The organism is Flagellimonas beolgyonensis, assembly GCF_003992615.1.
Taxonomy (GTDB): domain Bacteria; phylum Bacteroidota; class Bacteroidia; order Flavobacteriales; family Flavobacteriaceae; genus Flagellimonas; species Flagellimonas beolgyonensis.
In genome coordinates, this window is the sequence record NZ_RZMY01000015.1 from 137,383 (window position 1) to 160,314 (window position 22,932).

The window sequence follows — 22,932 nt, forward strand, 5'->3', positions numbered from 1 at the left end:
TTAGATTTTTTTAACGGCTGCTAATGTAGTAAAATACGAAGTAATAAAAAAAATGCGCCTTTGTTTATAAAAGGCGCATTTTTTCAATGCTATTCTTACCTATATGGTGAAGGTACGTTTCTTTTTGTGGTCGCTGTTATCATAACGTTTCACACACTCATGGTAAATCTGGATGGCTTCGTTCACATCGCCCCAGCCTCCGGTATCCACCTTCTTTTCCTCCAAATCCTTGTACACTTGAAAAAAGTGCTCGATTTCCTTCAATCGGTGGGGGTTCAGTTCGCTAATGTCATCACGTTGGCTCCAAATAGGGTCGGAAACCGGAACACAGATCAATTTTTCATCAGGTCCCTTCTCATCCGTCATGTGGAAAACGCCCACTGGCTTTACTTCCACCACAACCATTGGGTAGGTTGGTTCGGTACAAAGTACCAGAACATCCAAGGGATCACCGTCCAAAGCCAACGTTTCAGGAATGAACCCATAATCACCCGGGTACATCATTGAAGAGAACAACGTCCTATCAAATCGGATTTTGTTCAACGTAAAATCGTATTCGTATTTGTTTCGGCTTCCTTTTGGAATTTCTACTAGAACATCAAAGGTTATCTGTGGTTTCTTAGCCATTTTTCGTTTTATTTTCTGCAAAAATAACCAGTATTGCTGGATTTACAGGTAAAAACGGGCTTTTTAGTATGAATTAAAAGTTAAATCCGAAAGTTCCGGTGATACCAAATCTGCGTGCATCGGGATTATCCAAGTAATTCCCCCTAAAGTTGAAGTCGATTCGCAATATTTTAAAGATGTTGCCCACACCAAAGGAATACTCCCAATAAATTTGGTCGGTAGGGGCCATCAATGGGATATTGGTCGGGGCACTCAAGGCAATATTCTCATCGGACAATTGCCCCCAGGCTCCACGTAGGCCTACAATTTCCCTTAAGTTCAACTTTCGTAACACGGGTATCCGTGAAAACAATCGCCCGTTGAAATTGTGCTCCAAATGGACCGTGGCATAGGTATCGGTCACAAATTCATAAAAATCCAAATTGGGGAACACGTTGTACAGCGAGAACAGGGTCTGGTTGCCCGGTATCACACTCAACAGCCCCAATGGCACCGTACCGAAGGTCTTGCCCAGTTCCACACTGCTGGTCAATCGGCCAAAACCACCAATCTGCCAAGGTTGACGATAGGAAAATTGCAGTTTCTCATAATCGAAATCACTTTCCAAAAAACCACTGAATCCTTTGGTATAGTTCAGCACCAAGGTGCTATAATTGTCATTGATATTGGCCCGTTCCACCCCATAGCCAATGGTTCGCTTTCCGGGAGTATAGACGATGGTGGTATTGACATCGAACTGTTTTATTTCCGATGCAATACCCGTAAGCGAAGTCGGGTCCACATAATCGAGGCTAAAGGCATCGGGCAGAGCGGAACTCAACGTACGGAACGAGCTGCCCACACTAAACCGAAAATTCTTCACCGGTTCCATTTCCACATTGAAAGTGGACAGGTTTATGTTCGTTAACCGGTTATTGGAACCGACCGTAACCAAGGATGACGACGCGATGCTTCGCCCCAATACATCATTTGTACTGGTTAGGCTGAGTCCCAATTGTTCAATATCCCTTCGATTGCCCCCGGAAACGATCAATCTGCTTTTTCGGTCCAACAGGAATTTACCGGAAAAACCATGTTTGAACTTTCTATCCTCAAATCCATAGGCCATATACCCTTCCAAACGCCAAGTATCATTTTGGCCGAAATAGGTCCGCGCCCCCGCCCTTAGTCGAATACCCTCTGCATCGTTAAAACCGAAGGTGCTGTAGATATCCCCAATATCGATGTTCCACTTATCGATTTCCACATAACCGGAACCCAAAATACTGACAATGTCGTAATAGGTCCGGAACTTGGGAACGGTCTTCAGGGTATCCAACAATTTGAAAATACCCGATTCATCGTCGTTCAAGCTTTCCAAGCGAGCATTCTTCCAAAAAACACTGTCCTGCGAGAACACTCGTGGGTCATACGGGTCGGAAACGGCCTTGTAGAAAGCTTCGGGTCGGTTGGTATCGAATTGGTAATTGTCAAAAACCGTGGTGCGTTTGCCATATACCCCCCGTGATTCTTCCTTTTTGGAGAAGCTGAAATCACTCAACATGTAATCCCGTTTCAGTAAAAAGACCGAATCGCTCACCACATCGAAGTCCTGTTCAATGTATATTTCCTTCACCCAGTTGATGTTGGCACTCTTGGTGACCTGCATGTTGATTTTCTTGATGGCGAAGGTGGTATCGTTCACCCAAAAGTCCCCTTTGAAGGTCAACTCGTTTTTGCGTCGGGGATAATAGATAATGTTATAGCACCATTTATTGTCGATAAACGTACTGTCGGACAACACATAATTATAAACATCCACCCCCGTTTTGGACAAGGGACTGGTAAAGCTCTTGTCGAAAAATTTGAGGTAATTGTCGTAAATATCATAATCGGAATAAAGGTCCTCCACAAACGCAGTGATGGCCTGATTGCCGCTAAAGCCTGAATTTTTGTTGCCCAATACATCCTCCTTTTCCTTATCGATGATATTGTCCCCATATACTTTGGAAAAGGTTTCGTTCAAAAAGATGGGCAGGTAGGTTTTACCAGTTATCCTAGAAGTATCGAGATCTTCGAACATAAATTCCAACCCCTTGAAAAGCTTGCTCTTGATCAGGGCACTGTCGATGGTATTCAGGTCGAACTCGATTTTCTCGTATTTGTCGTACTGGTATTGTTTAAACATCCGCACCCCGTTTTGGCGCTTTTTGGCCCATATTTTTTTAAGGATATCAATGGCCGGATTGTTCTTTTTGGATTGTTTTCCAGTGTAAACGATCACCTCCCTCAATTGCTCCGCGGATTCGGGCAAAACAATCTCCATTCCGTAATTTACCTTTTGTGGCAATGGGATCTCCTTGGTCTCATAGCCAATGAAGGACACCTTAATGGCACTGTAGGTTTCATCGGATTCCATATAGAAACGACCATTGTCGTTGGTGATGGTTCCTTCGGAGGAGTTCACAAAGATGATATTGGCAAAAGCAATGGGCATGCCGGTCTCATCGGTCACAATACCTTCCACCTTGGTCTGTGCGGAAACCGACAAAAAGATCAAAAAGAAAACGAAAGAAAGGAATTTGTTCATGAGCAGCTATAAAGGACATGAAGAACAGCTGGAAAGCGATTCCACATATCAACTTAGGTCAAATTTGGTTTAAAAGTAATGTCTTATCAAAAACTGTTCCCTAAAAAATAGCCCCGGCAACCATGTTGTCGGGGCTAATATACCTTACTTACAAGTTTCTATAACTTATATAACACTTTCTTAACAGCCTTGATCACATCTTCGTGGTTTGGCAACCATTCGGCCAAAAGCACTGGTGAATAAGGAGCTGGCGTATCAGCGGTGTTCAATTTTACAATGGGTGCATCCAAATAATCGAATGCTTTGTCCTGCACATGGTAAATGATTTCGGTAGCCACGTTGCCAAATGGCCAGGCTTCTTCCAAAATCACCAACCTATTGGTTTTTTTGACCGATGTTAGAATGGTATTGATATCCATCGGGCGAACGGTGCGTAAATCAATGATCTCACAACTGATGCCCTCTTTTTCCAGTTCCTCGGCAGCTTTGTAAGCTTCTTTTATGATTTTTCCAAAGGAAACGATGGTTACATCCGTACCTTCCCTTTTAATATCGGCCACACCCAACGGAATGGTGTACTCGCCTTCGGGCACTTCCCCTTTGTCTCCATACATTTGCTCGGACTCCATAAAGATAACGGGGTCGTTGTCACGGATGGCAGACTTCAACAATCCTTTGGCGTCAGCAGGATTCGAAGGTACCACTACCTTTAGACCTGGACAGTTGGCATACCAACTTTCAAAAGCCTGGGAGTGCGTTGCTGCCAATTGCCCTGCAGATGCGGTTGGGCCCCTAAATACGATGGGGCAGTTAAACTGCCCACCGGACATTTGACGGATCTTTGCCGCGTTGTTTATGATTTGGTCAATTCCTACCAAGGAAAAGTTGAACGTCATAAATTCTATAATGGGCCTATTGCCGATCATCGCAGAACCTACGCCTATACCAGCAAAACCCAACTCAGAAATCGGGGTATCCAATACACGTTCCGGTCCAAACTCATCAAGCATGCCCTTGGATGCTTTATAGGCTCCATTGTATTCTGCAACTTCCTCACCCATCAAATAAATGGATTCATCCCTTCGCATCTCTTCGGACATGGCCTCGGCGATGGCCTCCCTAAACTGTAGTGTTTTCATTAAATCGAACTAAAGAATTTCGTTAGTGTGCTTAAAAACGCAAGCAAAAATAGCAAAAACTACACGAACATCACTTGGGCATTCATCAAAAAAAAGAACAAAATTTATTATGCATGCATAATAAATTTCATAATTATTAGCTATATTTGATGCGATAAACCTAAAGTATATATGAAGATTTTAATTTGCATAAGCAACGTACCGGATACTACTTCCAAAATCAATTTTACGGAAGGCGATACCAAGTTTGATACAAACGGGGTACAATTTGTGATTAATCCCAATGATGAATTTGGGCTAACACGTGCCATGTGGTTCAAAGAAAAGCAGGGAGCTACCGTTCATGTGGCCACTGTGGGTGGTGCCCAAACGGAGCCCACCATCCGAAAGGCATTGGCGATTGGCGCCGATGAGGCCATTCGGGTGAATGCAGAACCAACCGATGGTTTTTATGTAGCCAAGCAGTTGGCCGAAGTAGTTAAAAATGGTGGTTACGACCTTGTCATTGCAGGCAGGGAGTCCATCGACTACAATGGGGGCATGGTTCCCGGCATGTTGGCCACGTTGTTGGACATGAACTTTGTAAACACCTGTATCGGTTTGGAAATTGACGGAACCAACGTTACCGCAATGCGTGAAATCGATGGTGGAAAGGAAAAACTAAGCACCTCTTTGCCCCTGGTGATCGGAGGTCAAAAAGGGTTGGTGGAAGAAAGCGACCTGCGCATCCCCAATATGCGTGGCATTATGATGGCGCGCCAAAAAGCCCTTAATGTGGTGGAGCCAGTTGAGGCTGCCAAACCCACACAAGACCAAAAATTCGATAAACCAGCGGCCAAAGGTCCCGTTAAACTGGTGGACGCCGACAATGTGGGAGAACTGGTAGACCTATTGCACAACGAAGCTAAAGTGATTTAAATAAAAAATTCAGAATTCCAAACTCCAAAAAAACAACTTGGAATTTGAGGTTTGAATATTGAAATTTCAAAAAATTATGTCAGTATTAGTATATACAGAATCCTTCAAGGGAAAATTCAAAAAAAATGCATTTGAGGTTGTATCCTATGCCTACAAAGTGGCCCAGGACCTAGGCACAAGCGTTACTGCGGTGACCTTCAATGCGGAAAACGATGCCGAATTGGGAACCTACGGGGTTTCCAAAGTGTTGAAAATAGTGGACGATCAATTGGCTACCTTTAATGCAAAAGCCTATGCTGATGCCTTGGCGCAAGCGGCCCAAGCCGAAGGAGCAAAAGTGATTGTTCTGAGCACCTCGGCCGATTCCAAATATTTGGCCCCGATATTGGCCACAAAATTGAACGCTGGTTTCGTACCCAACGTGGTTGCTGCACCCGATAGCACTTCCCCATTTGTGGTAAAACGAACCGCATTCAGTAATAAAGGCTTTGCGCACACAGAAATTTCCTCGGACATCAAGGTCATTGGCGTTTCCAACAATGCTTTTGGCGTAGTGGAAAACAACACTTCTGCCAATGTCGAAAGTTTTAGCCCTTCTTTAAGTGAAGGTGATTTTGCGGTTAAATCCGTAGAGGTGGATCGCGTGGCCGGAAAAGTGACCATTGCCGATGCCGATATTGTGGTATCCGGTGGTCGTGGATTGAAAGGTCCTGAGAATTGGGGTATGATCGAGGAACTCGCCGATGTTTTGGGCGCAGCCACCGCATGTTCCAAACCTGTATCCGATTTGGGATGGCGTCCGCATGGCGAGCACGTGGGCCAAACTGGAAAACCAGTGGCGAGCAACCTATACATTGCGGTTGGTATTTCTGGCGCCATTCAGCATTTGGCCGGTGTTAGCGCTTCAAAAGTAAAAGTGGTGATCAACAACGACCCCGAAGCACCTTTCTTTAAGGCTGCAGATTATGGTATCGTTGGGGATGCCTTCGAGGTAGTGCCCAAACTCATCGAAAAATTAAAGGAATTTAAAGCCCAAAACGCTTAAATTTTGTTAATTTGCCCATTGCAAGGGGCTGTTCAGATAACTGGTTACGCCACTTATTTGAACAGCCTTTTTGGCTTTAGGAGGATAATATGAGTTTAGTACGATTAAAAATAAAGGGAATATCATACAGCCAAACCCAAAATGGTGCGTACGCCCTTATTTTGAATGAAGTGGAAGGGGACAGAAAACTCCCCATCGTTATAGGCGCTTTTGAAGCACAGTCCATTGCCATTGCATTGGAAAAAGAAATAAAGCCGCCACGGCCCTTGACGCATGACCTTTTCAAGAATTTCGCCGACCGGTTCCAGATTGTGGTCAAGCAGGTCATCATCCATAAATTGGTGGATGGCGTGTTCTATTCCAGCATAATTTCTGAACGGGATGGGGTTGAAGAGATCATCGATGCACGCACCAGTGATGCCATTGCTCTCGCCTTGCGTTTCAATGCACCCATCTTTACCTACAAGACCATTTTGGATAAAGCAGGTATATTCTTGAAATTTTCAACCAAGGAGGAAGAGGAAAAGGAAGATGATAGCATTGTGGTGGACGAAATTTTACAGGAAGGCGAAACCGTGGAAATAGAATCCGGGGCTGAAGCCCACGGCTATCGCGAGCTATCCCTCGAAGAGCTCCATAAAGAATTGGATAAGGCAGTAGCCAATGAAGACTACGAAAAGGCTGCCAAGTTACGGGACGAAATTTCCAAGCGCAAATAAACATACATGGCAAAAAAGTACTCTGGATTACTGATCCTTCTGCTCCTTTGTTCGGTCGCATTCGGCCAAAATTCAGTACCAGCGGATTCCTTGAACGTTGCCATCGATGCAACCGTTGAAAATGTGGTCACCCAAGCATCACCCGACATTATTCCCAATCAAGGATTTACCATAACCACCTTATTGCGTGGCGCGTTGGGTATGGCCGTTTTGATTTTGATCTCCTTTTTGTTCAGTGCCAATCGCAGGGCCATCAACTGGAAAACCGTGGGTATCGGACTTTCACTACAAGTTTTAATAGCCATTGGTGTACTCAAAGTACCCTTCGTACAATATGCCTTTGAAAAGGTAGGCGGAATTTTTGTGAGTATTTTGGAATTCACCAGGGCAGGAAGCCAGTTTTTGTTCGAGGGCCTTGTAGTAGATATGGATACCTTTGGGTACATCTTCGCCTTTCAGGTATTGCCCACCATTGTCTTCTTTTCCGCATTGACTTCGGTGCTTTATTATTTAGGGGTCATCCAATGGGTAGTAAAAGGTATGGCTTGGTTGCTATCGAAAACTTTGGGCATATCCGGAGCAGAAAGTTTGTCTGTGGCCGGTAATATCTTTTTGGGCCAGACCGAAGCTCCCCTATTGATCAAAGCTTATCTCGAAAAAATGAACCGGTCCGAAATCCTTTTGGTGATGATCGGGGGCATGGCCACTGTGGCAGGAGCCGTTTTGGCTGCGTATATTGGATTTTTGGGAGGAGATGACCCGGTTTTACGACTGGTTTTTGCCAAGCACTTATTGGCAGCATCTGTAATGGCCGCACCGGGTGCCATTGTTATTTCAAAAATATTATATCCACAGACGGAAGCCGTAAATACGGATGTTCAGGTATCCACAGAAAAAATAGGTTCCAATTTATTGGATGCCATTGCCAATGGTACCACTGAGGGCTTAAAATTGGCCCTGAACGTAGGCGCCATGCTATTGGTTTTCGTGGCCTTTATTGCCATGATCAATGGTATTTTGGGATGGATCGGAGACATCACCACCTTTAATACTTGGATAGCAGCCAACTCACCCTACCAAAGCTTTTCGCTCGAAGCCATTTTGGGAACCGTTTTTGCCCCGCTTATGTGGTTGATCGGGGTAGCCAATGAAGATGTGATGCTCATGGGGCAGTTGCTCGGTATCAAATTGGCCGCCAGTGAATTTATCGGGTACATTCAATTGGCCGACCTTAAAAACGTAGCCAATGGAGTGCATTTCACCTACAACAAATCGGTAATTATGGCCACTTACATGCTGTGTGGCTTTGCCAATTTCGCTTCCATCGGCATCCAAATCGGTGGTATCGGTTCCTTGGCACCAGGTCAGCGCAAAAACTTATCCGAATTTGGCATGAAAGCCGTTTTGGGCGGTTCTTTGGCCTCTTTGCTTTCCGCGACCATTGCGGGGATGATACTTGGGTGAAAGGTCAAGGGTTAAAGGTGAAGGGTTAAAGGCAAAAGGTATAATGTCAAATTTAGTTCAATCTCAAAATTTTTAAAGATGCAGTACTATGCGAAATTTTCGAGAATTGGAAGTCTGGAAAGAAGCCAGAATGTTGGTGAAAGACATCTACAACACTACCAAACGACTCCCTAGTTCAGAGCAATACGGCCTAATTTCCCAAATCAACAGGTGTGTTGTTTCTATTCCTGCCAATATAGCTGAGGGTTGCAGCAAATATTCCCAGAAGGACTTTGTCCGATTTTTACAAATCAGTTTAGGCTCAGCCTTCGAGTTGGAAACCCATCTATTACTTTGTGAAGATTTGAACTTTCTATCTCCCGAAGTAACGAAGTCCTCCATCAAAAAACTTCAAAGACTGCAACGAAGGATTGCTTCACTTATAAAATTCAACTTATCCAACCACCACTAACCCTTCACCCTTGACCCAATCTTACCCGTTAATAAAGTTTTCATAAATCTGCTTCCAGCCCTATTGTCCCTTTTCCCTTAACCATTTACCTTTAACCCATTATGAAACAATACCACGACCTTCTTAAACACGTGTTGGAACACGGGAACCAAAAAGCCGACCGCACGGGAACAGGAACCTTGAGCGTTTTTGGCTATCAAATGCGCTTCGACCTTTCGGATGGATTCCCCATGGTGACCACTAAAAAACTGCATTTAAAGTCCATTATTTATGAACTGCTGTGGTTTTTGAAAGGGGACACCAATATCGAATACCTGCAAGAGAACGGGGTTCGTATTTGGAACGAATGGGCCGATGAAAATGGCGACCTCGGTCCGGTGTACGGTCACCAATGGCGCAATTGGAACGGCGAGGAAATCGACCAGATCCAGGAAGTGGTGGATACCTTGAAAAACAATCCCAACAGTCGTCGTATGCTGGTCTCCGCCTGGAACCCCAGCGTACTGCCAGACACTTCCGTTTCGTTCGCAGAAAATGTGGCCAACGGAAAGGCGGCCCTCCCCCCTTGTCATGCCTTTTTCCAATTTTATGTGGCGGACGGTAAATTGTCGTGCCAGCTGTACCAGCGCAGTGCCGATATCTTTTTGGGGGTACCGTTCAACATAGCATCATACGCCCTGTTCACCATGATGATGGCCCAAGTTTGTGGCTACCAACCCGGGGAATTCATCCACACCTTTGGTGATGCCCATATATACAACAACCACTTGGAGCAGGTACAATTGCAATTGAGCCGTGACCCCCGACCCTTGCCCACTATGAAAATCAACCCCGAAGTGAAGGACATCTTTGCTTTCACTTTTGATGATTTTGAACTACTTAACTACGACCCGCATCCACATATTAAAGGGGTGGTTGCGGTGTAAATCTTAATGTTGCTTATGCAAAAAAATGGAGTAATCTTTGACTTTAACGGTACGCTGTTTTGGGATTCCGAATACCAGGAAAAGTCTTGGGATGAATATTTGGCGGCGCACCATATTTTTTTGACCGAACAGCAAAAACGGGATTACATTCATGGCCGCAACGGGAAAGATACGCTTGAAATCCTTTTCAAACGGCCTTTTAGCGACGAGGAAGTGCATCAGTATTCCGAGGAAAAAGAGGTGCTGTACCGCAATGAATGCCTGAAACACAATATGGAACTGGCACCCGGTGCGCTGGATCTATTGGACTATCTAAAAGCCAATAACATTCCTAGGGCCATCGCCACGGCCTCCGGGAAATCCAACGTGGACTTTTTTATAGATAAATTCAATTTGTTGGACTATTTTGAAGAGGAGCATATTGTGTTCGACGATGGCACCGTACGGGGAAAACCACACCCCGACCTATTTGATAGGGCCATCCAACGATTGGGTGTGGACAAAACAGGCTCCATCATTTTTGAGGACTCTCACTCCGGGGTACAGGCGGCGCTCAACTGCCAAGTGGGCCATGTGGTCATCGTGAACTCCACCAACTCGGATTATTCGGATTTTGACCTGCCCATCATTTCCCACTTTGATGGGTTTGATAGGGGGTTGATAAATTTTAGCTATTAATTTATTAGTGTTACTCCCACAATTAAGATGGGAATTGTAGCTTTTTTATCTAATTTGGTGACGGTAGTAAAATTCCTTTTACCATTACTAACAAACTAGTTTACTTTTTAGATGAAAAATATTCTTCCAATTTTCATATTACTTATTTTTTCATGTAATAGAAGTAACGTAAAAGAGAATTCTAAACAAGATTTAATTCTTAACGGCAAAACTTTCATCTTATATCCTGAAGATGATGATGAAAATCTAACCATTCAGTTTCTGGACTCTACATGCAATTTATTTGAATTCCATGCGTACAATCAGCCATGGAAATTGATCAAATTTGAAGACTCTAACGCGTTGGTTTTAGGTCATTTGATTATTTTATTACATCAACAAAATGATTCAACAATAACCGGGTATAGTATTGGAGAAAAAGAAACCAAATTGATATTGAAAGAACAACATCCTAAGTGGAAACTAGAAAATATTTTGGGAAAATGGACTGAAGAACCATGGATAGGGATTGAAAACTCCAAAATACCACCTCCACCAGCCCGTATACCTGATCATGATACTCTATGGCCGCCATACTATGAAATTTTCGAAAACAAAATCATGAGTTATTGCCTAGGCATCGATTCCACCGAGATTCGATTTGATAATTCCCTGGTTTATTTTAACATGAAACAACACCTTCATACTGATTTTGTGGGATATCAAAATGATTGGAAGATATTGGACATTAACGATAGTGTTATGACCATAGAACGCAGGTATACCAAAGAATTTTTCGATGCTAACACCTTACAATATCTTGACAACGTTGAAATTGTTAGGTTAATAAAAAATCGTTAGTCCTCATTTTATAATCAAAATCGTTTTTTAAACTGATTTGTCCGTCAAGCCTTCAAAACCCCATTGATATCCCGCAACGCCCCCGCCACCCGTTGCAGTTCCCTTTGGGAAAAGGCACCTTCCTCCACATAAAAGAGCATTTCCAAACCCAAGTCCAATATATTGGCCAGTTCGGCTGGAGAGCCGTAGGCATCTTCGAACAAAGCCATGAATTTTTGTGCTTTTTGGGTCATGTTTCAAATGTAACCACCTTTAACAGATAAAGGGTCATAACAGATTATGACAAAGTTTCATTTGTAACAACCTGTGCATTCCGCATACCAATATTTAGAATTGAATTATTCAAAATGGCAGGCGAAGGAAGCATACAAAGTATGATAACAATTCTTCGGAACAACCAAAAATTGCTCCGAAAACGAAATCCTTTTCAACGTGGGTTTGGTTTTGAAAAACTCAGAAAGGAGTACCGAACGTATGCCCAAGGAAAATTGGATTCCCGACCACTTTCAAAAAGGGAACGACAAGCCATTCGAGAAAAAATAGAAGCCGAAAACCAAAAGCATTTTGTTAAAATGTGTATTGCAGCATCCATCATTTTAATAGTTGTATTGGGATTAGGTATTCAACTCAACGATTCCTTTAAAAGGAATGAAAAACTTTATGCTCAAAAGGAGTTGGAATCAAAAACCGAACAATACCTTTTTTACGTCAATGATGGTGACAAATGGTTGCAAAAGCGACACTGGCATAATGCCATTTTTCAATATTTATTGGCCAAAAAAATATTCCCGAATGAGTACGCTGTGAATTACCGATTGGCCTTGGCATATGGCAGTTACTGCAAATTTGAAGGCTCCGGATGTATTGAGGGTCATCAACTTTTGACCGACTTGAAACTTCAATTTCCAAATAAGGAAGAATTGCATACCTTGGAGAAAATGTATGTTTCGAAACTCACCAATGAACAGAAAACCAATCATTGAATATATCATCCAACAACTCAAGGAAATCCGTGCAGGTAAACCTTGGATGGGCAATTCCTTTGCCGATAAGCTGAATGATTTGGATGAAACCCTTGTCTTTCAACGTCCACTGGAGAACCTACACAGTGTAGCGGAGATCATTTCGCACCTTACCTTTTGGCGCCGGGAGGCCCTGTTGAAAATTAAAACCGGCCAAGGCAGCAAAACGGACGATGACCCAGAAAATTGGTTGTCGAACGATATTTTACAACTAAAAGGGTGGGACCACATCAAAAAAGAATATGACGACACCTTGTCCGAACTTATCGCCTTGCTAGAGGACAAGGAGGATGTTTTTCTTTCCCAAACGTATTACGATACCGATTTTAAGGGCGATTATCCGTATAGTTTCCTAGTCAATGGAATGCTCCACCACGATGTGTATCATTTGGGACAGTTGGGCATCGTCATCAAACTTTTGGAAAAAAAGAAGTAGTAGATTTAGGGCCCTTCTGCGGGCACGATTGGGCACTGCTTTGCAGGTAAAACATGATTACTTCGAGCAGGAAACCACCGCACGGCACCCTACCGACACTTTAGGAAGGATTGAAATACTTGAACGGCGCCAAAGAATAAAAAAACCGCCATCGGAGCGATCCAATGGCGGTACATTAAAATTATTTTTTTCTAATAAGTTACACTTCCAAAACGGCATTCTCAGCGCCGGCGTAGTCGTTCCACTGGAAACGATCGGCCTCGGCCTCGTTGGTGTAGCTACCGTCGATCAAATATCTAAATTCATAGCTGTTCTCAACAGGAAGTTCGAACGTTCCTTTGAAGGTTCCGTTCTTCAATTTCTTCAAGGTGCTGCCTTTAGGGTTCCATTTATTGAAATCCCCCACTACTGCAACGGTCTTTGCCTCTTCTGCAGGAACTGAAAAAGTTACTTTGCAAACAGGCTTGCTCTTTAGGTATTGTTTTTTAATTGCCATGGTACCAAAAATTTTAATTCCGGTACAAAGCAAGAGATAAAACCATTAATTTACAATTAGTTAGGTGCGATTTGTCATTTTGATAAAATGCGCCTAACAATAGGATTACTTTATCAAAATTGAATTGCGTATTTTCCCAATACGGTATTTATAACCTTACCGCTTTAGGAGTTTGGCAATGGCATCGATTTCTTCTTCGGTGTTGTAAAAGTGAAAACTCAATCGAATTCCACCTCCTCGGGGAGAAGCCACCACCTCTTCCGCTGCCAATTTTTGAAATAGGGCCTTATCTCCTTTTATGTTGAATATGGTACTGTGCTGTTTGCGTTCGGGCACAAAGGACTCCAACAGTCCCATACCATTAAAGGTTTCCATGGCTTTTTTGGACAATTTGTTCAAATGGGCCTGAATGTGCTCGAGGCCGATCTCGTCCAAAAAATTGAGGGCAAATTCGAGGCTGCCAAAGTTGAAGGAATCCAAGTGGCCGGGTTCCAAATATTTGCAGAACGATATATTGTTCCGTTGGGAGGCATCATTGTTCACCGATCCATTGCCGATGCCCTTCAGCTCGAACTGGTCCATAACCCCTTCCTTTACCAAATAAAATCCGTTGCCATACCCTGCCAATAACCATTTGTAGGCACTGGCTCCCAAGATATCGATTCCCGAGTCTTCAAAATGGAAGGGCTCCATCCCCAAAAACTGGGTGCCGTCCGCAATAATGATCAGGTTGGGAAAGTCCATTTTCAGTTGCTTTAAAAAATCAAGGTCGATCCGAACGCCGTTTACCCATTGTACCAAACTCAAGGCGAGGACATCTATGTTGCCCGATTTCACCTTCTCATGAATTTGTTCCTCCATATTACGGTCAATGGTCACATACTCCCGTTTGAAATTGCGGGTTTCGAAGGGCCAATTCAGCGAAGGATAATCGTTCTCCAACAACAATACGGTTTTGTCCTTGGCCAGTCCTTCCAATAACAGGTTCAAACCCAAACTAAAGTTGGGTACCAATGCCACATGCTCAGGCTGGCAACCAAAAAAGCGACCGACCGTTTTCTTGATCTCGGGCATGTGTGCAAAACCCTTGTTCTTCATATCGCTGCCACCGATCAGGTAATCGAGGTCATGGCCTTGTCGCCACTCCATCAAATCTTCGCTGAGCAGTCCGGCCGATGCGGTATTGGCATAGATACATTGGTTGAGAACAGGGAACTTTTTTCTGAGATTTTGCATTACGGGAAATTTGGATACAATTGCGTTATCTTTGTGTATAAAGATAGCCATTCCATGTTGTCATTCGGAAAAAAGAAAACACCGGAAATTGATTTGGAGCAGCACGAACTTTTGGAACATGCGCAAAAACGCATCAAACAAAAGAAACGGTTGTTCACCCACTTTGTGGTTTTTTTGATCGGCAGTATTTTTTTGATCTTGATCAACAAGATCTTCAAATATGGCGATACCTACAATTGGTTTGTTTGGGCCATTACCATTTGGGCCTTTTTGTTCGCACTGCATGCCTTCAATGTGTTTGTTACGCAAAAGTTCATGGGCCAGGAATGGGAACGGCAACAGCGGGAAAAATTGGTGGCCAAGCAAAAGCAGCGGATTGCCGAAATCCAAAAGGAAATCGAAACGGAATTCCCCATTTCCAACATCAATAAAAAAAAAGAGGATTGAAACGATTGATCGTGATTGCCGCCGCGGCGGAAAACAATGCACTGGGCAAAGACAACGACTTGGTTTGGCACCTACCGGACGATTTTAAGCGTTTCAAATCCATTACCTCGGGCCATAAGATCATTATGGGTCGCAAAACCTTGGAAAGTTTTCCGAAACCATTGCCCAATCGGGAACACATCGCCATTACCCGGGATACGGACTACGTACCAAAATTCCCCTGTACCATTGTCCACTCCCTTGATGAAGCCATTGCTTTGGTGGAAAATGGGGAAACCGCCTTTATTATCGGTGGCGGGGAAATTTATAAACAGTCTATGGCCATTGCCACCGATATTGAATTGACCCGTGTACACGGTGTTTTTGAGGCAGATGCCTTTTTTCCGGAAATTGATAAAAATGAATGGGAATTGGTGAACGAGGAGCGCCATCCAAAGGATGAGCGACATAATTATGCCTTCACCTATCTCACGTATCGTCGAAAATAACTTTTAAAAGTTCAAGTACGCCACTTGAACGTTTGGACCATTCACCAAGCTTTTTAAGACTTCCGTGCCTTTGTTGGTATAGAATCGGTGCATAGTAACCTTTCCATCAACAGAAAGCAATTTATTCGCCTGTAATACCGCTTTGGTCTGACGTGCGACTGCCTCACCCGAATCGATGATTGTAACGTTGTTGGGCAACAGCTCCTTCAAGACCGGAATCAAATAAGGATAATGGGTGCAGCCCAATACCAGGCAGTCGATTTGTTGTTCCAGCATGGGTTGCAAAAAGCCCATTAACAGGTTGCGCATTTCGGGTGATCGGGTTTTGCCGGCCTCAATCAACTCCACGAGTCCCTTTCCTTCTTGTTCTATTACAGTGATGCCTTCGGCAAACAATTTGGACGTGCTGTGGAACAAACTGCTTGACAATGTACCCTTGGTAGCCAACACCCCCACTTTCTTGGTCTTGGTTTGCAATGCCGCGGGTTTGATCGCTGGCTCTATTCCGATAAAGGGAACGGGATAATTGGCCCTTAAATAATCGATGGCATTGGTGGTTGCCGTATTACAGGCCACGATGATGAGTTTGCACCCCTGTTCCAGCAAGTACTCGGTATTCTTTATACTGAGCTGCAGAATCGCTTGCTTGGATTTTTCACCATAAGGCGCATTGGCACTATCGGCCAAATATAGGGTATCCTCATCCGGAAGTAATTTTACAACTTCCTTCCAAATAGAGGTTCCTCCAACTCCCGAGTCAAAAATGCCGATGGGTCTGTGCATGATCTAAAAATAGAGACTTCTGATTTTATGGCATAAAAAAACCGCTTTTTCGTGACGAGAAAGCGGTTTTGATTTTATCATGGATCGGTTTAGAAACCGAGTTCCTTTTTTACATCGGGCAAAAGATCTTTTCCTTTTGCTACGATCAAGCTCAAACCTGGGGTTGCATCGATTACGTAGTCGAAACCTTGGGCTGCGGCCACTTTTTCGATAGCAGCTTTTGCTTTATCTGAAATGGGAGCGAACAGTTCCTGTTGCTTTTTTTGCATATCCTGCATAGCAGCGTTACGGGCCTCGTCAATGTTCTTTTCGAAACCTTGAAGCTCTTGGGCCCTTTTTTCGTTCTCCTCATTGGTTTTGGAAGTAGCCTCATTTTGATATTGGGTCAATTTGTTTTGAAGCTCCTGCATGGATCCTTGCAATTCTGCGGTGTAGGTTTCCTGCAGTTTCTTCAGCTCAGCCTGTGCAGCCTTCATCTCCGGCATTTCAGACAAAAGTTGCTGTACGTTGATATGGGCAACCTTGCTCTGTGCATTTACAAAACCTGTAGCCGCTACAAACAAAACCAGGGCTACTACAATCCTTTTAACATTTTTCATGATTCTTAGTTACTTATTTTGACGTTAAATTTAGTGTTTCAATATTCAGTATGGTATTGAATCCTTTTGTTCCTCTTGCGCTTTTTTCCGCTCTTCCAATTTGGCCTGGCGTTTGGCCTCGCGCTCTTCCAATAATTTTTTTCTTCGTTCTTCGTAGGCTTTCTTGCGTTCCTCGCGCAATTTTAACTGTTCAGCCCGTTTGTCTTCGGCGGCCTTTGCATTCGCTTGCTGGATGGAATCCGTCCGCTCTTGTCGTTCCCTCAGTGCCTCACTGATCTCTTCATCTGCATTTTCCTCATCGGCCTGGAACTTCTCCAATCGGCTCTGCAGTTCCTGGTTTTTATTGGAAGCACTTACCTTTCTGGTCCGTCCTATCTCCCTCAACACCAAGTCACTGATATCGTGCCTTTTTTCGGAGTACAACATTACAACATCTGCTGATTTATCAAAAATAAAATCGTATCTTTTATTGGCACCGATTTTTTGGACTTCGTTGAATACTTGGTCCTGAATCGGCTGAATCAGCAATTGCTTCTGCAACACCAAATCTCCTTTTGGCCCGAAACGGTCTTGCTGGTAATCCAACATTTCCTTTTCCAAAATCTGGATCTCTTCTTCACGCTCCGTGATCAGTTCATCGGTCAAGAGCACTTTCTCTGCCATCAAATCTTTTTTCATTTGATCGATGGCACTTTGTTTGAGCTCTATTTCCTGTTTCCATTTTTGGGCCTTGGCATTCAATTGTTCGGACGCATCCCTATACTCCTCTACGTTTTCCAGGATATACTCCATATCCACGTAGCCGATGCGCACCCCTCTTTGGGAAAACCCATATAGGGAGGTCATCAAAACAACCAATGACAACAGAAATTTAGTTTTCATCATTACTTCCGCATTTTATACAGAAAATATCGTGCCAAAATAACTAATTAATTTAAAATGAGTTATTTATAATTTAGCACAATTGTATTTTCCTTTGATTAAAATTGCTGCCCGATGATGAAGTGCGTTTGCCAGCCGCTTGGTCCGGTAGATCCTGGCCTGGCATCGGTATCGAAACCATAACCAAAATCAATCCCCAAGAGTCCGAATGCCGGCATAAAAATACGTAGCCCCACTCCGGCAGATCTTTTTAATTCAAACGGATTATAGTCATTAAAATTGTTGAAGGCATTACCTGCTTCCAAAAATGACAGTGCATAAATGGATGCCGTAGGTTTTAACGTAAGCGGATAGCGGAGTTCCATGGAGAATTTATTGTAAATGGTTCCCCCATCCTGTTCCAAACGGCCTGTAATGGCATTGGTGATATAAGGTGTCAACGATTGGTTCTCATAACCCCGTAGCTGAATCACGTCCCTACCGTCCAAGGTAAAGTTACCGAGACCATCGCCCCCTACATAAAAACGTTCAAAAGGCACATCCCCAATATCATGGTTGTAGGCTCCCAGGAATCCAAATTCGGCATTGGTGCGCAACACCAATTTATCCACCAATTGGGTGTACCAATCTCCTTTGAACTTAATTTTATAGTATTCCAATAATTTAAAACGTTCCTCTTCCAAACGCTCCAAATCCCTACTCAACTGATCGGCTTCCAATTGCTCCTCAGCAGATCCCGGGGTTTGGCCAATTTCCAACAAACGCTCTGTGGTGGATTCAATGTCGCTCTTCAATTGTTTGAAATCCTTGGATCCGAACAAAGAATATGGAGGGGTAAACTTGGCTGTTAATTCAAAATTAGATCCCGACAATGGGAAAATCCTACTGGGACCTTGGGAACTCCTTGATATTCCAAAGGTATAGCTCAAGGAATTGGAGCTACCATTACCAAAGTTGAAAAGTCCACTGTTATAATTATTGAAATCGTACAACTGATAGCTAACCGAATGCGAAATGGTGAAGAAATCATCGGGCCATTGCACTCGTTTGGCCAATCCGGCAGAAACACCCGTAATGGCAAATCCTCTTGATTTGTCCACATCAATTCTGTTTCTACTATCAAAAGAGGTCCCAAACTGTTGGGTACGGGACAACGACAAATTAAATCGTACCGGCTTTTTGCCCCCCAACCAAGGTTCGGAGAAGTTTAAACTGTACACGCGGAAGGTTCTACTGGCCTGTAAACGCAGGGCAAAAGTTTGTCCGTCACCCATGGGTACCGGCTTGTAGGCCTCACCGTTAAATATATTTTTAATGGAGAAGTTATTGAAGGACAGACCCAAGGTACCGATGAAACCACCACCACCAAAACCACCTTGTAGTTCAATTTGGCTGGAACCGGACTCCACAAGGCTGTATTCAATATCCACCGTACCTTCATTAGGGTTCGGGTTTTGGATATCCGGAACAATTTGCTCCGCATCAAAGAAGCCCAACTGGCCCAATTCGCGAATGGTCCTCACAATATTTTCCTTGCTGTAGCGCTGACCTGGTCTGGTGTAGAGTTCCCTAAAGATTACATGGTCATTGGTCTTGTCGTTTCCTTTCACCGTTACGTGATCCAAGAACGTCTCCTTACCCTCTATGATCCTGATTTCAAAATCGATGGTATCGTTGACAGCGGAAACTTCCACGGGGTTGATACTTGAAAACAAGTATCCATTGTTTTGATACAGGTTTGTCAAATCCTGGGCGTCGGGTTTGGAATTATCGGCAACCCTTTCCTTAAGCAAAACACCATTATAAGTATCTCCTTTTTTGATGCCAAGCACCTGGCTGAGTACACGATCATTGTACACCGTATTCCCTACGAAGTCAATATTTCCGAAGTAGTACTTATTGCCTTCTTCAACTTTAATCTTTAGATCGATATTGTTTTCGTTCACCTTTATGAACGTATCTGAAATGACACGGGCATCCCTATAACCTCTTTCCGCATATGTATCCACCAAATTGGATAGATCCTCTTTATAATCCTCTGCGATGTATTTTGATTTTTTCCAGAAGCGGTAAAATTTCTTCTTTTTGGTCTTTTTCAACGACTTGCGCAAACGTTTGTTCGAAAGTTTTTCATTCCCCTCAAAAACGATGCTTCGAATTTTGACCTTATCGCCCTTTTTTACATTGATGACCATGTTCTGCACATTGGTCCCTGAAGTATCGGCCGCGGTAGCAATATTTACGTTGGCATTGAGATATCCCTGCTTTTTGTATTTATTCTGAAGGTAGTTCTTGGTATTGGCAATCAAACTTTCGGTAATTTTTTTACCTTTTTTAAGGTCGGTATCGTTAATGATATCCTCCACCTTACGTTTTTTGACGCCATAAACGGTAACATTGTTCAAGGTGGGACGCTCTAAGATATTAAGCTCCAAATAGATTTTATCGCCCTCGATTTTGGTGTAGTACATCTCCACATTACTGAAGAGCTCCAAACTCCACAACTTTTTGATAACGGCACTGATCTCATCGCCTGGCACTTTTATGGGCTGGCCTACCCGCAATCCCGTATAGGTTACTACCGTTTGCTCGTTGTAGCTCTGCAGACCGGTAACCGATAATCCACCCAAGATGTACTGCTTGCCATCCTCAAAAGAAGTTTCCTGCGCAAAACCTTGCCCAGACAAAACCAAAAATGCTGCGGAAAGAAATAGTCGGAGATATATGCTAATTAGGTTTTCGGTAACCTTAGTTGAGTTGTTCGCTTGTTTTTCCAAATCGTCGTTCTCTATTTTGGTAACTTAATATGGCCTCTACCAAATGCTGCTCATTAAAATCGGGCCAAAATACATCAATAAAATATAATTCCGCGTATGCAATCTGCCATAATAAAAAATTGCTGATTCTACATTCCCCACTGGTACGGATAAGTAGGTCAACATCAGGCAAAAAGTGCGCGTAAAGATGTGTATTTATAACGTCTTCATCAATATTTTCGGGCGAAATTATGTTATTTTTAACTTTGACCGCAATCTCTTGTACCGCTGTTTTTATCTCTTCCCTAGAACCGTAGCTCAAGGCAAGGGTAACGGTCATCCCGGTATTGTTTGCCGTTTTTGAAATAACTTCGTTTAGTTCCTTGTAAACTTTTGGTGGCAAGGATTCTATTTTTCCAATGGCCTTTAGCCGGATGTTCTTTTCCTTTAGGTTTTTGAGTTCCTTTTTCAACGCAGTCACCAAAAGTTTCATCAAAGTATCCACCTCGACCTTGGGACGGTTCCAGTTTTCGGTTGAAAATGCATAAAGGGTAAGAAAGGGCAAATTGAGTTTCACACAGGTTTCCACGGTCCGCCTAACGGCTTCGGCCCCGTTTTCATGTCCAAACACACGAAGCTTGCCGCGTTCTTTGGCCCATCGGCCATTGCCATCCATAATGATGGCGATATGTTTTGGAAGTTTGTCCTTGTTTAGGTCCTCTAGCGTGTGCATTTTATTGAAAACAATCCTGGCAGGGCTTGCGTCCAAAGGTATACGTCAACGTAAAACCTGTGAACACATACCAGTCATCGCTCAAAATGTTCCCAAACCTGAATTCCTCAAAATTGGAGCCCTCGGGATTACTTGCGTCCAAATTGTCCGTAAAAGTATACCTGGCCCCAATTTCGGCTCCGAGAATCAGGAACTGACTCAACCGGTATTTTGCCCCAACCGTCATTGGAATTGCAAAACTACCGTCTTTTTGGTTAATATCCTGCACTTGAAGGGCATCAAAATAATTAAAATCGTACCTAAAGTAGGTAATTCCCGTGTAGAGGTAGGGTGTAAAGGCAGGTCCGAGCTTGTGCAAGTTGTATTCCACAAAGTTAATTTCCAATCCGGCAGAAAATTCCAAAATGGAATTATCGACCACATATCCCCGCTGTTGACGGGATTGCATATGGGATTTGGAATCGTCAGCGGTTACTTGTCCATAAATGACACTTCCGCGCCAAGCATAGCGTTTTCCCTTGTTCCATTTAAAGATTCCCCCAAAGGCAGGTCCCGAGGGCAAGAGATAATTCGTTCGCCCCACATCACCAATCATATTGGCACCGCCCGCGAACAATCCAATTTCATAGGTCTGCGCGGTCATCTTGAACATACAGCATAGAAAAACAGCCAATACTATTCGCATACGATCAAAAAAAATTACGAATTAAGGGTAAAGGAAGGTCAATAGATATTGCTTTTGGTTTGTTCTCCCTTGTTAAACAGATTTTCGCCCCTTTTATTGTTTTGAACCGGTTCAATTCCTTTTATCCTCCCCCCAAAGCAATTTATTGCGAAGCGTTTTCAAAAAGCTTTCAGATGTATACTCGATCATTTTAATGGTCACATCCGATTTTTTGACACGAATCTCCTTTCCGTTGGGAATATCGGCGATACGCGAATCCAAAGAGACCAAATGGGTTTTTTCCCGGCCTGATACTTTTAAACGAATCTCGGTATCATCTGAAATTACCAAGGGTCTGGCGTTCAGGTTGTGGGGTGCAATGGGCGTAAGCACCAAAGATTTTGCCGAAGGCGCGATCACTGGCCCTCCACAGCTCAGGGAATATCCCGTGGAACCTGTGGGAGTCGAAACAATTAGGCCATCGGACCAATACGAAGTGAGGTACTCATCGTTCAAATAGGTTTCCACGGTGATCATGGAAGTGGTATCCTTACGGCTTACGGTAACCTCATTCAAGGCAAAGTTGAGCCCATTGAAGGCATCCACGTCGGAGTTCAGGTCCACCTCGACCAAGGTGCGTTCTTCAATGGTATAATGTCCGGCCACAAATTCTGTGACCAACTTACGTACATTCTCTTTTTTAAAGGTGGACAAAAATCCCAACCTTCCCGTATTCACCCCAACAATGGGAATACCGTAATCCTTGATGTAGGTTACAGCCCGCAGCATGGTACCGTCGCCACCAAAGCTTACGAACATATCAAAAGTGGAGTCCAATCCTTTGGATTGATTGAACGTACCTTTAATATGATTGCTTGTTATCCCGGAAATGAGTGAATTGAAATTTTCCTCGACAAATATCTGGGCATCCAACTTTTCGAGCTCCTCCAATAACTCCTCCACACATCGCTTATCCTCCTCTTGAAAAGCTTGACCGTAAATGGCTACCTTCAT

Annotated in this window: 25 protein-coding genes; 12 read left to right on the forward strand and 13 right to left on the reverse strand. The window is 43.5% G+C overall.

Translation table 11 applies throughout. From position 1 onward, the window contains the following. Window positions 1-99 precede the first annotated feature (99 nt). The 3 genes from EO131_RS10700 to EO131_RS10710 all read right to left on the reverse strand — a co-directional run bounded on the left by EO131_RS10700 (window position 100) and on the right by EO131_RS10710 (window position 4,335). Window positions 100-627, reverse strand: coding sequence for an inorganic diphosphatase (locus tag EO131_RS10700; protein ID WP_127021701.1), 528 nt, complete (start codon window positions 625-627; stop codon window positions 100-102). Window positions 628-700: 73 nt separating this feature from the next. Next, entirely contained in the window at window positions 701-3,196 is a 2,496-nt protein-coding gene (locus EO131_RS10705) for a DUF5686 family protein (RefSeq protein WP_127021703.1), read from the reverse strand. 158 nt (window positions 3,197-3,354) lie between these two features. Continuing rightward, on the reverse strand, window positions 3,355-4,335 hold the full coding sequence (locus EO131_RS10710) for a pyruvate dehydrogenase complex E1 component subunit beta (protein ID WP_127021704.1): 981 nt from the start codon (window positions 4,333-4,335) through the stop codon (window positions 3,355-3,357). A gap of 171 nt (window positions 4,336-4,506) precedes the next feature. On the opposite strand from EO131_RS10710, the gene EO131_RS10715 reads away from it, so the two are divergent. The 8 genes from EO131_RS10715 (at window position 4,507) to EO131_RS10750 (ending at window position 11,376) form a co-directional block, all read left to right on the forward strand. Further along, complete coding sequence (locus EO131_RS10715) at window positions 4,507-5,253, forward strand: electron transfer flavoprotein subunit beta/FixA family protein (RefSeq protein WP_127021706.1); 747 nt, start codon at window positions 4,507-4,509, stop codon at window positions 5,251-5,253. A 76-nt stretch (window positions 5,254-5,329) separates the two neighbouring features. Next, window positions 5,330-6,298 carry an electron transfer flavoprotein subunit alpha/FixB family protein gene (locus EO131_RS10720; RefSeq protein WP_127021708.1) on the forward strand — a complete coding sequence of 323 codons (969 nt, stop codon included), beginning with the start codon at window positions 5,330-5,332 and terminating at the stop codon, window positions 6,296-6,298. An 89-nt stretch (window positions 6,299-6,387) separates the two neighbouring features. Beyond that, the gene (locus EO131_RS10725) at window positions 6,388-7,017 is read left to right on the forward strand and encodes a bifunctional nuclease family protein (protein ID WP_127021710.1); all 630 of its coding nucleotides are present in this window, start codon (window positions 6,388-6,390) and stop codon (window positions 7,015-7,017) included. 6 nt (window positions 7,018-7,023) lie between these two features. Continuing rightward, complete coding sequence (locus tag EO131_RS10730; protein ID WP_127021712.1) at window positions 7,024-8,481, forward strand: NupC/NupG family nucleoside CNT transporter; 1,458 nt, start codon at window positions 7,024-7,026, stop codon at window positions 8,479-8,481. 88 nt (window positions 8,482-8,569) lie between these two features. After that, complete coding sequence (locus EO131_RS10735) at window positions 8,570-8,932, forward strand: four helix bundle protein (protein ID WP_127021714.1); 363 nt, start codon at window positions 8,570-8,572, stop codon at window positions 8,930-8,932. A gap of 101 nt (window positions 8,933-9,033) precedes the next feature. Continuing rightward, window positions 9,034-9,858, forward strand: a complete 825-nt coding sequence (locus EO131_RS10740) for a thymidylate synthase (RefSeq protein ID WP_127021716.1) — start codon at window positions 9,034-9,036, stop codon at window positions 9,856-9,858. Window positions 9,859-9,873: 15 nt separating this feature from the next. Then, window positions 9,874-10,536 (forward strand): HAD family hydrolase, encoded by a 663-nt coding sequence (locus EO131_RS10745; RefSeq protein WP_164731671.1) that lies wholly within the window; start codon window positions 9,874-9,876, stop codon window positions 10,534-10,536. Window positions 10,537-10,647: 111 nt separating this feature from the next. Further along, complete coding sequence (locus EO131_RS10750; RefSeq protein ID WP_127021720.1) at window positions 10,648-11,376, forward strand: hypothetical protein; 729 nt, start codon at window positions 10,648-10,650, stop codon at window positions 11,374-11,376. 44 nt (window positions 11,377-11,420) lie between these two features. On the opposite strand, the gene EO131_RS10755 is transcribed toward EO131_RS10750, so the two are convergent. Then, window positions 11,421-11,609, reverse strand: a complete 189-nt coding sequence (locus EO131_RS10755) for a hypothetical protein (protein WP_127021722.1) — start codon at window positions 11,607-11,609, stop codon at window positions 11,421-11,423. Between the two features lie 141 nt (window positions 11,610-11,750). Between EO131_RS10755 and EO131_RS10760 the strand changes: the two genes are divergently transcribed. Both EO131_RS10760 and EO131_RS10765 read left to right on the forward strand, forming a co-directional pair. Continuing rightward, window positions 11,751-12,359: a hypothetical protein gene (locus tag EO131_RS10760; RefSeq protein ID WP_127021724.1), complete on the forward strand. Its 609-nt coding sequence runs from the start codon at window positions 11,751-11,753 to the stop codon at window positions 12,357-12,359. After that, the gene (locus EO131_RS10765) at window positions 12,337-12,834 is read left to right on the forward strand and encodes a DinB family protein (RefSeq protein ID WP_164731672.1); all 498 of its coding nucleotides are present in this window, start codon (window positions 12,337-12,339) and stop codon (window positions 12,832-12,834) included. Before EO131_RS10760 ends, EO131_RS10765 begins: the two co-directional genes overlap by 23 nt. A gap of 199 nt (window positions 12,835-13,033) precedes the next feature. Here EO131_RS10765 and EO131_RS10770 read toward each other — a convergent pair whose 3' ends face one another. Then, a complete protein-coding gene (locus EO131_RS10770) occupies window positions 13,034-13,330 on the reverse strand; it encodes an isoamylase early set domain-containing protein (protein ID WP_127021728.1) in 297 nt (98 codons plus the stop codon). 156 nt (window positions 13,331-13,486) lie between these two features. Continuing rightward, complete coding sequence (locus EO131_RS10775; RefSeq protein ID WP_127021730.1) at window positions 13,487-14,566, reverse strand: aminotransferase class V-fold PLP-dependent enzyme; 1,080 nt, start codon at window positions 14,564-14,566, stop codon at window positions 13,487-13,489. 54 nt (window positions 14,567-14,620) lie between these two features. Between EO131_RS10775 and EO131_RS10780 the strand changes: the two genes are divergently transcribed. Both EO131_RS10780 and EO131_RS10785 read left to right on the forward strand, forming a co-directional pair. After that, the gene (locus tag EO131_RS10780) at window positions 14,621-15,013 is read left to right on the forward strand and encodes a 2TM domain-containing protein (protein ID WP_127021732.1); all 393 of its coding nucleotides are present in this window, start codon (window positions 14,621-14,623) and stop codon (window positions 15,011-15,013) included. Further along, window positions 15,010-15,501 carry a dihydrofolate reductase gene (locus EO131_RS10785; protein ID WP_127021734.1) on the forward strand — a complete coding sequence of 164 codons (492 nt, stop codon included), beginning with the start codon at window positions 15,010-15,012 and terminating at the stop codon, window positions 15,499-15,501. Before EO131_RS10780 ends, EO131_RS10785 begins: the two co-directional genes overlap by 4 nt. Window positions 15,502-15,504: 3 nt before the next feature. Here the strand turns inward: EO131_RS10785 and murI are convergent, their stop codons facing one another. The 7 genes from murI to EO131_RS10820 form a co-directional block, all read right to left on the reverse strand. After that, window positions 15,505-16,284: a glutamate racemase gene (murI, locus tag EO131_RS10790; protein ID WP_127021736.1), complete on the reverse strand. Its 780-nt coding sequence runs from the start codon at window positions 16,282-16,284 to the stop codon at window positions 15,505-15,507. An 89-nt stretch (window positions 16,285-16,373) separates the two neighbouring features. After that, complete coding sequence (locus EO131_RS10795) at window positions 16,374-16,883, reverse strand: OmpH/Skp family outer membrane protein (RefSeq protein WP_127021738.1); 510 nt, start codon at window positions 16,881-16,883, stop codon at window positions 16,374-16,376. Between the two features lie 45 nt (window positions 16,884-16,928). Next, on the reverse strand, window positions 16,929-17,765 hold the full coding sequence (locus EO131_RS10800) for an OmpH/Skp family outer membrane protein (RefSeq protein WP_127021828.1): 837 nt from the start codon (window positions 17,763-17,765) through the stop codon (window positions 16,929-16,931). A gap of 98 nt (window positions 17,766-17,863) precedes the next feature. Then, window positions 17,864-20,542, reverse strand: coding sequence for a BamA/OMP85 family outer membrane protein (locus tag EO131_RS10805; RefSeq protein ID WP_127021740.1), 2,679 nt, complete (start codon window positions 20,540-20,542; stop codon window positions 17,864-17,866). Then, the gene (locus tag EO131_RS10810; protein WP_127021742.1) at window positions 20,514-21,254 is read right to left on the reverse strand and encodes an isoprenyl transferase; all 741 of its coding nucleotides are present in this window, start codon (window positions 21,252-21,254) and stop codon (window positions 20,514-20,516) included. Before EO131_RS10810 ends, EO131_RS10805 begins: the two co-directional genes overlap by 29 nt. 1 nt (window position 21,255) lies before the next feature. Continuing rightward, on the reverse strand, window positions 21,256-21,939 hold the full coding sequence (gene porG, locus EO131_RS10815; protein WP_127021744.1) for a type IX secretion system protein PorG: 684 nt from the start codon (window positions 21,937-21,939) through the stop codon (window positions 21,256-21,258). Window positions 21,940-22,050: 111 nt separating this feature from the next. After that, a complete protein-coding gene (locus EO131_RS10820) occupies window positions 22,051-22,932 on the reverse strand; it encodes an NAD kinase (protein WP_127021746.1) in 882 nt (293 codons plus the stop codon).

Bases quoted from the DNA above. Each gene is read 5' to 3' on its own strand.
- murI (WP_127021736.1), bottom strand. From the start codon at position 16,284: ATGCACAGACCCATCGGCATTTTTGACTCGGGAGTTGGAGGAACCTCT.
- EO131_RS10720 (WP_127021708.1), top strand. From the start codon at position 5,330: ATGTCAGTATTAGTATATACAGAATCCTTCAAGGGAAAATTCAAAAAA.
- EO131_RS10765 (WP_164731672.1), top strand. From the start codon at position 12,337: ATGAACAGAAAACCAATCATTGAATATATCATCCAACAACTCAAGGAA.
- EO131_RS10810 (WP_127021742.1), bottom strand. From the start codon at position 21,254: ATGCACACGCTAGAGGACCTAAACAAGGACAAACTTCCAAAACATATC.
- EO131_RS10760 (WP_127021724.1), top strand. From the start codon at position 11,751: ATGATAACAATTCTTCGGAACAACCAAAAATTGCTCCGAAAACGAAAT.
- porG (WP_127021744.1), bottom strand. From the start codon at position 21,939: ATGCGAATAGTATTGGCTGTTTTTCTATGCTGTATGTTCAAGATGACC.
- EO131_RS10755 (WP_127021722.1), bottom strand. From the start codon at position 11,609: ATGACCCAAAAAGCACAAAAATTCATGGCTTTGTTCGAAGATGCCTAC.
- EO131_RS10775 (WP_127021730.1), bottom strand. From the start codon at position 14,566: ATGCAAAATCTCAGAAAAAAGTTCCCTGTTCTCAACCAATGTATCTAT.
- EO131_RS10745 (WP_164731671.1), top strand. From the start codon at position 9,874: ATGCAAAAAAATGGAGTAATCTTTGACTTTAACGGTACGCTGTTTTGG.
- EO131_RS10705 (WP_127021703.1), bottom strand. From the start codon at position 3,196: ATGAACAAATTCCTTTCTTTCGTTTTCTTTTTGATCTTTTTGTCGGTT.
- EO131_RS10730 (WP_127021712.1), top strand. From the start codon at position 7,024: ATGGCAAAAAAGTACTCTGGATTACTGATCCTTCTGCTCCTTTGTTCG.
- EO131_RS10770 (WP_127021728.1), bottom strand. From the start codon at position 13,330: ATGGCAATTAAAAAACAATACCTAAAGAGCAAGCCTGTTTGCAAAGTA.
- EO131_RS10700 (WP_127021701.1), bottom strand. From the start codon at position 627: ATGGCTAAGAAACCACAGATAACCTTTGATGTTCTAGTAGAAATTCCA.
- EO131_RS10750 (WP_127021720.1), top strand. From the start codon at position 10,648: ATGAAAAATATTCTTCCAATTTTCATATTACTTATTTTTTCATGTAAT.
- EO131_RS10715 (WP_127021706.1), top strand. From the start codon at position 4,507: ATGAAGATTTTAATTTGCATAAGCAACGTACCGGATACTACTTCCAAA.
- EO131_RS10725 (WP_127021710.1), top strand. From the start codon at position 6,388: ATGAGTTTAGTACGATTAAAAATAAAGGGAATATCATACAGCCAAACC.
- EO131_RS10795 (WP_127021738.1), bottom strand. From the start codon at position 16,883: ATGAAAAATGTTAAAAGGATTGTAGTAGCCCTGGTTTTGTTTGTAGCG.
- EO131_RS10710 (WP_127021704.1), bottom strand. From the start codon at position 4,335: ATGAAAACACTACAGTTTAGGGAGGCCATCGCCGAGGCCATGTCCGAA.
- EO131_RS10780 (WP_127021732.1), top strand. From the start codon at position 14,621: ATGTTGTCATTCGGAAAAAAGAAAACACCGGAAATTGATTTGGAGCAG.
- EO131_RS10800 (WP_127021828.1), bottom strand. From the start codon at position 17,765: ATGAAAACTAAATTTCTGTTGTCATTGGTTGTTTTGATGACCTCCCTA.
- EO131_RS10820 (WP_127021746.1), bottom strand. From the start codon at position 22,932: ATGAAGGTAGCCATTTACGGTCAAGCTTTTCAAGAGGAGGATAAGCGA.
- EO131_RS10735 (WP_127021714.1), top strand. From the start codon at position 8,570: ATGCGAAATTTTCGAGAATTGGAAGTCTGGAAAGAAGCCAGAATGTTG.
- EO131_RS10740 (WP_127021716.1), top strand. From the start codon at position 9,034: ATGAAACAATACCACGACCTTCTTAAACACGTGTTGGAACACGGGAAC.